This is a genomic window from Nocardia sp. NPDC055053, from assembly GCF_053608285.1.
Genome location: NZ_JBSGVD010000026.1, coordinates 1 through 11,797, shown reverse-complemented (window position 1 = coordinate 11,797; position 11,797 = coordinate 1). Strand labels below are relative to the sequence as shown.

General features: G+C 70.2%; 8 protein-coding genes. 7 read left to right on the top strand and 1 reads right to left on the bottom strand.

Features of this window, described 5'->3' with window-relative positions; all coding sequences use genetic code 11:
- The first annotated feature begins 109 nt into the window (after positions 1-109).
- The 6 genes from ACWF82_RS24165 to ACWF82_RS24140 all read left to right on the top strand — a co-directional run bounded on the left by ACWF82_RS24165 (position 110) and on the right by ACWF82_RS24140 (position 9,316).
- Entirely contained in the window at positions 110-1,885 is a 1,776-nt protein-coding gene (locus ACWF82_RS24165) for an Hsp70 family protein (protein WP_452504568.1), read from the top strand.
- Entirely contained in the window at positions 1,878-4,355 is a 2,478-nt protein-coding gene (locus ACWF82_RS24160) for a LuxR C-terminal-related transcriptional regulator (RefSeq protein ID WP_452504566.1), read from the top strand. The genes ACWF82_RS24165 and ACWF82_RS24160 overlap by 8 nt, the downstream gene beginning before the upstream one ends.
- 41 nt (positions 4,356-4,396) lie before the next feature.
- Positions 4,397-5,497, top strand: coding sequence for a hypothetical protein (locus tag ACWF82_RS24155; RefSeq protein WP_452504564.1), 1,101 nt, complete (start codon positions 4,397-4,399; stop codon positions 5,495-5,497).
- Positions 5,498-5,615: 118 nt separating this feature from the next.
- Positions 5,616-6,977 carry a S1 family peptidase gene (locus tag ACWF82_RS24150; protein WP_452504563.1) on the top strand — a complete coding sequence of 454 codons (1,362 nt, stop codon included), beginning with the start codon at positions 5,616-5,618 and terminating at the stop codon, positions 6,975-6,977.
- A 155-nt stretch (positions 6,978-7,132) separates the two neighbouring features.
- Positions 7,133-8,389 carry a S1 family peptidase gene (locus ACWF82_RS24145; protein ID WP_452504561.1) on the top strand — a complete coding sequence of 419 codons (1,257 nt, stop codon included), beginning with the start codon at positions 7,133-7,135 and terminating at the stop codon, positions 8,387-8,389.
- 87 nt (positions 8,390-8,476) lie between these two features.
- A complete protein-coding gene (locus ACWF82_RS24140) occupies positions 8,477-9,316 on the top strand; it encodes an NRDE family protein (protein WP_452504559.1) in 840 nt (279 codons plus the stop codon).
- Between the two features lie 67 nt (positions 9,317-9,383).
- On the opposite strand, the gene ACWF82_RS24135 is transcribed toward ACWF82_RS24140, so the two are convergent.
- On the bottom strand, positions 9,384-10,034 hold the full coding sequence (locus tag ACWF82_RS24135) for a hypothetical protein (RefSeq protein WP_452504557.1): 651 nt from the start codon (positions 10,032-10,034) through the stop codon (positions 9,384-9,386).
- A 516-nt stretch (positions 10,035-10,550) separates the two neighbouring features.
- Here ACWF82_RS24135 and ACWF82_RS24130 point away from each other — a divergent pair.
- Positions 10,551-11,797: 4Fe-4S dicluster domain-containing protein (locus tag ACWF82_RS24130; RefSeq protein WP_452504555.1), on the top strand; the 1,247-nt coding region annotated here is incomplete at its 3' end.

Below are 11,797 nucleotides of genomic sequence, written 5' to 3'. Positions count from 1 at the left end.
AGCGGCCTACCGGCAACCGACAGATCGGGTGGGACGTCGGCCACCCTGGCGATCTCGTTGTCCACACCGCCTACCGGTCCACCGGAAGTCCTGCGAACGGGGTTGTCCAATGACAGAGCGTCTGGCGCTCGGCATCACTGTCGGAGCCGCGAATTCAGTCGCCGCGGCCACGACCGCCGACGGGGCTGGTGCCACTGTCCGCAGACATCGAAGCACCTTGCTACTCGGCGCGGACGGCTCGATCGGCTTCGCCGACGCAACGCGTCACGCGCGCGGAGTGGTCGTCGACGACTATCTTTCCAGGGTCGGCGACCCGGTAGACATGCTGGCAGAAGACGGTTCCACGCACGACGCGGCCGACCTCGTCGCCGCAGCGACACGCGCGCTGGTCACCGAACTGTCCGGCGCCGCAGGCGAATCCACCGAGGTGGCGACCATCGTCGCGTGCTGCCCGGCGTGGTGGCCGGAGCACACAATCGAGAACGCGCGCGCCGCGCTCGCGCGCGCGGGACTGCCCGAAGTGACATTGGTCCCAGAGCCACTGGCCGCGGTGCGCCGGTACGAGATGGAGAACGGCCTGCTCGACGACGGCGCGCTGGCCGTGTACGACCTGGGCGCGAGCGGCCTGACGGTCACCGTGCTACGCACCGGCGAACAGGCGGGCCTGCTGGGCGCGCCGGTGCACAGCACCGCGATCGCCGGCTCGGAATTCGATTTGCTGACGATGCGCTACGTCCTGGCAAATATTCTGGACGGAAATGATATCGATCCATTCGACCCGGTCGTCGAAGAAGAACTTTCGGCATTGCGAGCCCGCTGCGGAAATGCGAAAGAGGAGCTCTCCAGAATTACCGCGACGGTGGTTCCAGTGGGCATGCTCGACCCAACCGGCCGCATCGAACAGGTCAGGCTGACCCGCGGCGAACTCGAAGATCTGCTGCGGCCGATCCTGCTCGACTCGATGAACCTGCTCCGCGACGCGGTGCGCCGCGCCGGACTCACCCCCGGCGACGTCAACCGGGTGCTGCTCACCGGTGGCGGCGGTGCGATCCCGCTGGTCGCCGAGCTGATCTCCTCCGAATTCGGGCTGCCCGTCACCGCCTGCGCCGACCCGGCGACCAGCGCGGCGCACGGCGCGGCCGAGATCGCGCTGGATGTGGCCGCGATCTCCGTGCCCACCGAGGCCATCCCCGCCGTGCGTATGGCCCCGGTACCGGCGGCACCGGTCGTCGAGGAACTCGCGCTGCCGCCTGCCGATCCAGCCCCCGCCCGGATGTCGGCCGCGAAACGCGCGGCGCTCGTCGCCGCGGCGGCGTTGACCATGGCCGCCCTGGCCACCGGCACCCTCGCGATCGGCGGCGTCAACCAGCCCACGCCGAGCGGACCCGACGCGACGACGAGCGCGCCGCCGGCCCCCGGCGCCGCCGCGTCGACCAGCACCGGCGGAACTCCCGGGTCGGCGCCGAACACCACGGACTCGACCATCGCCGATCCATCCCGGCCTGGCGCGACCAGCGCCGCCGTGCCGCCGGGTGCGATCCCGGTCGGCACCACCGAAGCCGGGGCACCCGTCGGCACGCCCGCCGCGGGCACGCCGGCGCCTGCCGGTGCGACCACCGACGGCACAACGGCACCCGCACCGGCGGGTGGACAGCCCGCTACCGGGCAACCCGCGCAGGCTCCACCCGCCGAACAGCCGCAGTCCCCCGCACCCGCTCCCGCGCCTGCCCCCGCACCCGCGCCCTCCCCAGCCCCGCGCCCGCAGGTCCCGCCCATCAAGGTGAACCCCGGTGACCTGCTCGACGGCGTCGGCGGCGCGGTCGAGGAGACCATCGAAACGGGCACGCAACTGCCGGGCCGGGTCCTCGGAGGAAACGGTGGCTGATATCGCCCTGGACACCTTCCCGAACGCCCGAACCATCTTCCGCGAACTCGACACCGCGGCTCAGCAGCCGGTACTGCTACTGATCCGCGGCCGGGCGGGTACGGGAAAGTCGGTGCTGCTCAAGGCCGTTCGCGCGCACCTTCGTGGCCGCGACATCCCGGTCGCCGAATCCGCGCGCGACAACGGCCGTTCGGTGCTCATCGCCGACAATGTCCACCGCTACACCGACACCGAGCTACACACCCTGTGCGCGGCAATCGAATCCGGGAATCGATCGATCGTTCTCGCCACCCAGCCGCGCCCCCACGACCCCCGGCTGCGCGCCCTGTCCGAAGCCGTCGCGCGCCACGGCCGCACGGTAGACCTACGGGCGCTCGGCAGCGCCGACATCGCGTCGTTCGCCAGGGAACTCGGCATGGCCGTGTCCCAGCCACTCGCACTGCACATCCACCAGCTGACCGCGGGCATCCCCGGCGGCGTCGTCGCGGCGCTGACCGCGGCCCGCTCGGCGCCGCTCGAGTCGTGCGTGAGCGCCGTCGACGACGCCATCGCCGCCTGGACGCGCACGATCCTGGACACGATCGAACCCGACCTGCTCGAGACTCTGGTCATCGCCGCGACCGGAACCGGCTTGGACGCAACCGAACTCACCGAAGTACTCGGTGTCGGCGCCGACACCGCGCACGACCTGATCGACCGCGCCAGGGCGGGCGCACTGGTCACCGATGCCGACCTGCTGCTCGCGCCCGCGGTGGCCCCGCTGCGCACCCTGCTCGGCGACCGCCGCTATGTCGCTGTGCAGCGCAGGCTGCTCACCGCGCGGATCGACTCGGGCCTGCTGCGCGACCGGACGGCACTGATCCTGGCCGAGTCCGGCGTCGTCGACCCTCGTCTCGCCGAATTCCTGTGCCGCACAGCGGAGAAGTCCGATCAGGCGACCCGCTACTACGCCGCCGCGGCCGCGGCCGGTGCCCCGGTCGAGTCGATCGCGGTGCGCTGGGCCGAAGCCGCCGCGCACGCCGGTGACACCGACACCGCGCTCCGCCTGGCCGAACCACTGCTGACCACCGCCGACGCCGCGCACACCGAACTCGTTGCCGCGGTACGCATCTGCGCGGGCGTGCTCACCCGGCGCGGCTTGGTCAGCCGCGCGGCCGGGCTGTACACCTGGCTCGGCCCCGACCGCGTCGGCGCGGACTGGGCTTCCGCGGCGATGGTGCTCACCCTCGCGGGCGACCTCGCGGGCGCGGCGCGGATGTCCGGCGCCGCACAGCACTGGCCGCCGACCGAGGCCGACGCGGGCGCGCGGCTCATCGCCTCCGCGCTGCACGAATCGCTCGACCCGCACGGCGCGGGCACGGCCGCCGCGATTTCCGCACTGATCCAAGCGGGCAACGCGGGCGACGATCGATACCTGCCCTGCACCGCGGTCTCGATCGCCACACTGCTCTGCCTCGGCGCCGGTGAGCCGAGCCGTGCCAGGGACTCGCTGGCCAGGGCGGCCGGCTCTCAGCTGCCGGTGCTGGCGGCCTGGACAGCCCTGCTCGGCGGCGACGAACGCGGCGCGGCGAGCACCCTGGCCGAGATCGACATCCCCGCGCTCGCCCCGCGCGATCAGCTCCTCGCGCACGCGCTCGCGGTGGGGCTGGCCCGCCGCGGCGGCGATCACGCGGCCCTCGCGCGCGCCTGGCAAGCCGCCTGCCCGCTCTTCGACCAGCTCGAGGCCGACCTGTTGAGCCTGTTGCCGATCGGCGAACTGTGGCTGGCCGGCATCCGGCTGCGCGATGCGCGCCGGATCGACCCGCTCGTCGACGCGGCCAAGACCCTGCTGCGCAAGCTCGGTCGCGCACCAGCCTGGACCAACTCCTTCCACTGGTACGGCGTGCAGGCCGCGCTGGCCGACGAATCGCCACAGGAGCTACTACCCCACGCCCACGCGCTGAAGACGGCCGCGGAGGCGGGCGACCGGCAAGCGGGCGTGCTGGCCGACGCCGGACGCACCTGGGTGCTCGTGCTGCGCGGCAATGTGGCCGCGGCCGAGGTGCAGGCCGCGGTGTCGGCGCTGGCCGAACTCGGGCTCACCTGGGACGCCGCCCGCCTGGCCAGCGAGGCCGCGCTCGCTGCGGGCGATTCGGCGACCGCGACCACCCTGCTCAAGCTCGCCAGGTCGGTGCGGGTGCAATCCCAGCCCGTCGAACCGTCGCGACCCACGGCGCAGCCGCTGCCGCAGACACCGGACGGGCCCGCGCCGCTGACCAGCGAGGCCGCCGCGCTCAGCGATCGCGAGCGCGAGGTTGCCGAGCTGGTGCTGCTCGGTCTGACCTATCGGGAGATCGGCGCACGGCTGTACATTTCCGCGAAAACCGTGGAGCATCACGTCGCGCGAATCCGACGCCGGATAGGCGCGCGCTCACGATCGGAATTATTGTCAATGCTCCGCGCCATGGGACACGGTTCACTGCTGGTGTAACTCGACGCGGACGACGTCGACGCCGAAGCGAGGTAAATCGGATGGCCACTGGGGTCGGCCTGCGCATGGCCGATGACGAGTGCATCGCCGCGGTCGTCACCGAGGACGACACGGTGCGGATCGTCGCGCGCGATGCGGTGCTGCACATGTCCGACGACGGTGACGCGGCGCTCGGCGGGCCTGCGCCCTCCGGGCACACCCACTCGATCGCCGGTTTCGTCCGCGCGGTCGGCGACCCGGCCGGGGTGGATGTCGACGGCGGCGAGGCCTACCGCGCCGAGGATTTGCTGGCGACGGCCATGTTCTGTCTCATCGATCTCACCACCGAGCACCTCAGCGGCCCCGCCGAGTTCTACGCGACGCATCCGGCGCACTGGTCGCCGGAGATCGTGCGCGGTGTGCGCGAGGCACTGGACTATCTGGGCCTGAAGTCGGTGGCGCTGCTCGGCGAGGACGAGTTGCCGCCCGCCGCCGCCGATGCCGACGCGGGCCGCTCGTACGCGACGGCCGCCGCCGAGGCCGCGCTGGTCGCGGTGCTGGCGACGCCAGCGGGCGCGACCCCGCCCGATCCGATCGTCACCGAGAACGCGATGGTCGCTACCGATGTGATGCCTGCGCTGCAGCGTCCGGCGGCGACCGCGCAGGCGTATTCGGCGGCGATGCCGGTGATGTCGCAGCCGACGAAGGCGCTGAACCCGACCACGGCCATGCCGGTCGTGCCCGTGGAACCGCCGGCGCCGACGCAGCGCAGCCGGACCCCGCTGCTGATCGCCGCCGCCGCGCTCGTCGGGTTGCTGCTCGGCGGCGTCGCGGTCTCGGTGGTGCTCGGCGGTGCCGAGCCGACCCCGCCGCCGCCGATCTCCGACGCGCGCCCCGACTCGCTCACCGTGACGCCGACGCCCGTGCTGCCCCCGCCGCCGGTCGCCGAAACCGCCACGCCGGCGCCGGTCGTCACCGCGACCACCGAGCCCGAACCGGAGCCGACGACCAGCACCGAAGCACCACCGACGACCACGCCGGAACCGACAACCACCGCCCCGTCGACCACACCCGGCCGCAGCACCACCCGTCCGCTGCTGCCGTTCGAGAACTACCCGCCGGGCACCCTCCCGTCACCCATGCGGATTCCCGGCTACAACTGATCCGGTGCGGGGGTACCGTAACCGCGCCCGCTGCGCGATCGTGCCCTAGAGTGATGCGCTGATCGACATCACAGCCGCCGGCGGTGGTCTCGATCACTCGTGCCGACGAAGGGATTTCATGCGCAAGTTGGTGGCGCGTCGCGCCGCAGTCAAGGCAGCCTCCGCCGGTTTCGCCGCGACTGTTCTTCTGGCACCACTAGTCGGCTCAGGTTTGGCTTCCGCCGAACCCGCTGCGCCGCTTCAGCTTTCCGCGGACGCCCTGCCCGCCGAGCTGGTGACGGCACTCTCGCGCGACCTCGGGATGACCCCGACCGAATACCTCGACCGCGCCGCCCGCGCGCAGCAGCTGCGCGACTACGCGACCGACTTCCGCGCCGAGAACCCCGACTCCTTCGCGGGCGCCTGGCTGACCCCGGAAGGCAAGGCCGTCGTCGCGGTCACCAACGCCGAGGCGGGCAAGCTCGCCGCGGCCGACGGGTACCAGACCCACCTCGCGCCGATCTCGGCCGGCGGCCTGGAAGGCGCGCTGCTGCAACTGAGCCAGTGGATCGCGAGCCTGCCGCGCGAGATCTCCGCGCCGATCAGCTCGATCGCCATCGACGCGCTCAACAGCCAGCTGGTGCTCAACGTCGCCAACACCGGCACCGGTCATCTGCTGAACCTGCCGACCCTGATCGCCACCATCAAGGTGGTGCTCTCCCCCGGCGGCGGCGGGCCGGTCGAGCGCAAGCCGATGGGCGGCGACACCTACATCACCGCGACCAAGGACCTGCACGACGCGACCCTGCGCGGCGTCGACGTGTGCTCGTTCGGCTTCAACAGCACCGACGCGGCGGGCAACGCGCTCAATATCTCCGCGGGCCACTGCAACCCGAACATCGACAACGGCGGCAGCGCGCCGGTCTACGTGCCGAACGTGCGCGACATCCCGAGCAGCCCCGAGGTCGGTTCGTTCGTCAAGGCCGTGCTCGGCGGGCCCGCCGCGCTGGACTACTCGGTGATCACGCTGAACGAGCGCGCGGTCAACGCGGGCATGGATCAGCCACGAGTGCGTGGCGCGAACGGCACGACGCTGGCGATCACCGGCACCGCCGAGCCGGTCACCGGCGCCCCGGTCTGCAAGACCGGTCAGTCGTCCACCTTCACCTGCGGCTTCGTCTCGGCGGATCGGGTGGAGACCCAGCTGTTCACCGCCGAGGGCGTCAGCAAGACCATCCGCGGCTTCGCCAGCACCGCCTGCACCCTCGGCGGCGACAGCGGCGGCGCGATCGTCTCCGGCACCCTCGCGCTCGGCATCACCAGCGGCTCCAACGCCTCCGAGGCGCCCAACTGCACCGAGGCCAACACCCAGCTGGCCCCCTACGGCGGCACCGCCTCGCTCGGCATCCCGATCCGGCCCATTCTGGCCGATATCGAGGCCACCTCCGGCGGGGGTCTCGGCAGCGGAATCACGGTGCGCACCAAGCCGAACGCAGGCTGAGCCGATAACGAAGTGAACACACGGACCGGGTGAGCGAAATCTCTTGCCCGGTCCGAGTAGGCATAACCCGCTCCAGCCCATATAGTTCGATCATGCTCCTGCCACGTATGGGTCGCACCCCGTCCGCGCGAAGCTCGAGAAGAGCTCGGAAGTCCGTGATCGCCGCTTCGGCGGCGATTCTGCTGTTCGGCCCCACGATGGCGGTTGCCGATGCGCAGCCCACCCCCGACCTGCCCGCCCAGCTGGTGGAGGCGGTCACCCGCGATCTGAAGATCTCGCCGGAGGAGTACCTGCGCCGCGCCGATATCGCGCAGCAGGTCGCCGCGTTCTCCACCACCGCCCAGCGGCAGTTCCCGGCGACGTTCGCCGGCGCCTGGCTGAACGACGCCGGTAACGCCGTCGTCGCGCTCGCGCAGGGCCCCGGCATCGACCAGGCCCGCGACGCCGCCGAGTCGGCCGGTTTCGAGGTCCGCAATGTCGCCAAGAGCGAGTCCGCGCTGCGCGGCGAGAAGACCGCGTTCGAGAACTGGCTGGCCGCCGCGCCGCCGGAGGTCGCCGCCCTCGTGCGTGGCGTCGTCGTCGATCCCGTGAACAACGCGATCGCGGTGCGTGTCGACCAGGCCGGGCTGCCGCTGCCCAGCTTCATCGACCCGTCCCGCGTCGTCGTCACCGCGCCGCCCGTGGCAGGCGAGCGCGTCGAGCTGAACGCCACCCCCGTGGCAGGCGACGGCAACGGCGCACTGGCCGGCGGCGACGGCTACGCCTCGGTGGTCGGCCGCAGCTCGCTGCGCTGCTCGCTCGGCTTCAACGGCACCGACCGCGCGGGCAACGTCGTCAACATCTCGGCGGGTCACTGCAACCCCGATCTCGGTACGGCCGGTACCGCCGACGCGGCCGCCGTCTACGAGCTCAACGGTGATCGCGCCGGCGCCCAGGTCGGCACCTTCCAGAAGTCGGTGCTCGGCGCGCAGGACTACTCGATCATCCGGATCAACGACAACTCCCGTCCCCGCTTCGAGAACAACCTCGTACGCGTGCCGGGCAACGCCCCGATCGCGGTCGACGGCGTTGCCACCCCGGTGGTCGGCGCCCCGGTCTGCAAGTCGGGTGCGCGTACCGGCTTCAGCTGCGGCATCATCAACGGTGTCGACCAGACGGTGCAGGTCGGCGATCGTCAGATGACCCAGAGCTTCTCGGCCAACATCTGCGCCCTGCCCGGCGATTCGGGCGGCGCGATCGTGACCGGTCGCCTCGCGCTCGGCATCTCCAGCGCGTCGTCGGTCGCCGACTACCCGATCTGCGAGATCCCGAACATCATCGGCGCGATCACCGGTGACGTCCCGCAGCTGTTCGCGCAGCCGCTGAGCGTCGTCCTCTCGGACAACCCGGGCCTGGCGGTCCGCACCAACTGATCGCGGTTTCCGCAGGCACAGAGCAGCTCGGAAAGGCCGGTAGCAGTGCGCTACCGGCCTTTCCGGCGTCCAGGGCATGCTGGGGGCATGTGTCTGGTTCTGCTCGCCTGGCGGGCGCACCCCGAGTACCGGCTGATCGTGGCCGCCAACCGGGACGAGTTCTACACCCGCGACACCGAGTCGCTACGCCGCTGGACAGGGGAAATGCTGCTGGCCGGGCGTGATCTCGGCGCCGTCGCACCGGGTACCTGGCTGGGTCTGCGCACCGACGACCCGCGGTTCGCCACGGTCACCAATGTCCGCAATCCGCACGACACCCCGCCGCACCCGCGCTCCCGTGGCGCACTGCTGATGGACTACCTGCGCGGTGCCGCGGCGCCGTCGGACTACCTGGCCGGGATCGCCGCCGCGCCGGACGACTACATCGGCTACAACCTGCTCGTCGGCGACCTGCGCAGGCTGTGGTGGCATTCCAATCGCAGCGGCACCGGCCCCACCGAACTGGCGCCCGGTCTGCACGCGCTGTCCAATTCCGCCCACCTGGCCTCGGAGCCCGGATTGATCCACACCCGTCCCCAGGCTCCGGTGGTCACCGGCGCGCCCCCGCTGTGGCCGAAGGTCGCCACCGGGCTGGCCGGTCTGCACGACATCGTCGCGACCGCGCCGCATTCCGTCGAGGACTACTTCACGCTGCTCGCCGACCGCACCGAAGCGCCCGACGAGCTCCTGCCGCGCACCGGCATCCCGCTGGAGTTCGAGCGGGCCGCCTCGGCTCGCTTCGTCGCCCACGATCTGCACGGCACCCGCGCGAGCACGGTGCTGCTGGTGCGCGAGGACGGTCACTACACCATGGCCGAGCGTACGTTCGGCCGTCATGGCGAAGCGGGGGGCTCGGAATCACTGTCCGGGGTCGTCGATCTCGGCTGAGAACGCGGAAGGCCCCGCTCCGGATCGGAGCGGGGCCTTCGCGATAGTTATTCGGCTGAGCGCCGCCTTACTTCGCCTGCGGCTTGTCGGCCCACGCGGTGGTGCCGTCCGGCGCCTGGATGACCTGCAGCAGCTCGAAGCCCGCAACCGCCATCGTCGGGCCACCGATGGCGACCATGCCGAGGATGCCACCGACCGCGGCACCGGTGCCGAAGCCCGGGATGCAGCCGATCGCCGGGATGATGATCCCGCCGACAACGCAGCCGACCAGCGCACCGATCGCGGTGCCGACAAAGGTACCGATGGCGGTGCCGATGCTGAACTTGCCGGAGAAGTCGTTGATCGCGCGCTGGTTCTCCTGAACCGACGCGATCGGGGCGGCCTTCAGCACCGGCGACGGGGCCAGCTGATCACGGCTGATCTCGACGCCTGCCGGCTTCTCCGGGGTCAGCGACAGGGTCGACGAGTCCTTGTCGACCTCGGTCTTGATCGGGATCGCGGTGCCACCGATGGTGTACTCGATGGGCAGCGAGATCACGACAGCCCCCCGACTGTCCTTGATCTCGGCAACCTTGGTCTTGGGCGCTTCCGGCGTCTCGCCGGCCTCCTCGACGAGCGAGAAGGTGCCGTTCTGCAGAGTGGCGACAACGGTCTTGTCGACCAGCTTCACCGAGTACTTGATGTCCTTCGGGGCCTCTTCGGCGTGGGCAGTGCCCATAGCCACGGTCATTGCGCCGATAACCAGTGCGGCTGCCGCAGTGGTCCTACGGAAGTTCATTTGGGTTCCAATCCATCAGGTGTGGTGCGGTGCGATCCGCGACACGCGAGACCCGTCAAGCAGGGACACACGATGAGGTGTCCCTTACTTCTCCCCGAGCAGTGTGAAGACCGGCACAGCAGCAGAACAGCTGGAGCCTAATGGACCGAAACCTGGGAAGCCAGAAGCAATCTCGGTCGCCCAAGTAAGCCTGACCTTAGCTTCGCCGCAGATCACGCACGGTTTACGGTGTTCACCAGCGGACTTGGATACCTTGTGGCAAACATTTATGTGATATTGCTCACAGGCAAACCCCAGGTCAAGCCGCAGTAAACAAGGTCAGAGCACGAATGCCGATCCTACGGTGGACACCGGTAGTTACTGGCCGGTAACTTAGCGCCGGTTACGATACGAGCCAACCGGGTGAGTTCGTCTCGCCCCAAGACCCTCGTGTTGCCTCTAAAGAAAGGTCGCGACATGAATGCCCTGACAATCACGTTGGGCACGATTGGAGCAGTGCTCAGCCTGTTCTGTTGGGCGTCGTTCCTCGGCGGCGCATGGAACATCGGCAAGGCCGTGACAATCGGCCAGTCCGCGCCGGACCGGTGGCGACCGTTCTTCCCGCGGTTCAAGACCATGCTCGTCGAGTTCATCGCGCACACGCGGATGAACAAGTTCCGCACCGTCGGCTGGGCGCACTGGCTGGTCATGTTCGGCTTCCTGGCCGGCGCGCAGTTCTGGTTCATGGCCTACGGGCAGACCTTCGAGCCCACCTGGTCGTGGCCGTTCATCGGCGAGACCTGGTGGTTCCATCTCGGTGACGAGATCCTCGGCGTCGGCACCGTCGTCGGCATCGCGACGCTGATGATCATCCGCCAGCTGAACCACCCGCGGTTGCCCGCGCGTCTCTCCCGCTTCAGCGGCTCGAAGTTCGGTCCGGCGTACTTCGTCGAGTGGGTCGTGCTCACCGAGGGCATCGGCATGGTGCTGGTGAAGGCCGGTGTGCTGTCGCTGACCGGGCACTCCACCTGGACCGACCCGGTCACCGGCCAGCTCGCCAAGATCATCCCGGCCAACGTCACGCTGATCTCGATCTTCGCGTTCGTCAAGCTGATGTCCGGCATGGTCTGGCTGCTCGTAGTCGGCCGCAACATCACCTGGGGCGTGGCCTGGCACCGGTTCTCGGCCTTCCCGAACATCTACTTCAAGCGTGAGGCCGACGGCAGCGTCGCCCTCGGCGCGGCCAAGCCGATGATGTCCAACGGCAAGGTCCTCGACATGGAGAACGTCGACCCCGATGTCGACAACCTCGGCGTCGGCCGCATGGAGGACTTCTCCTGGAAGGGCTGGCTGGACTTCTCCACCTGCACCGAGTGTGGTCGCTGCCAGTCGCAGTGCCCCGCCTGGAACACCGGCAAGCCGCTCTCGCCCAAGCTGCTGATCATGTCGCTGCGCGACCACGGCTACGCCGCTGCCCCGTACCTGCTGGCCGGTGGCCGCAAGGATCCCGGTGGTGACGAGATCGGTCTGGTCGACGCCGACGGCAAGCCAGACGAGAAGAAGCTGGCCAAGATCTCCGAGGCCGCCCGCGCCGAGGCCGAGCGTCCGCTGATCGGTGCCGAGGACGTCCACGGCGTCATCGACCCCGAAGTCCTGTGGAGCTGCACCACCTGTGGTGCCTGCGTCGAGCAGTGCCCGGTCGATATCGAGCACGTCGACCACAT

Coding starts and splice junctions, on each gene's coding strand:
- ACWF82_RS24140 (WP_452504559.1), top strand. CDS start 8,477: ATGTGTCTGGTTCTGCTCGCCTGGCGGGCGCACCCCGAGTACCGGCTG.
- ACWF82_RS24165 (WP_452504568.1), top strand. CDS start 110: ATGACAGAGCGTCTGGCGCTCGGCATCACTGTCGGAGCCGCGAATTCA.
- ACWF82_RS24150 (WP_452504563.1), top strand. CDS start 5,616: ATGCGCAAGTTGGTGGCGCGTCGCGCCGCAGTCAAGGCAGCCTCCGCC.
- ACWF82_RS24135 (WP_452504557.1), bottom strand. CDS start 10,034: ATGGGCACTGCCCACGCCGAAGAGGCCCCGAAGGACATCAAGTACTCG.
- ACWF82_RS24155 (WP_452504564.1), top strand. CDS start 4,397: ATGGCCACTGGGGTCGGCCTGCGCATGGCCGATGACGAGTGCATCGCC.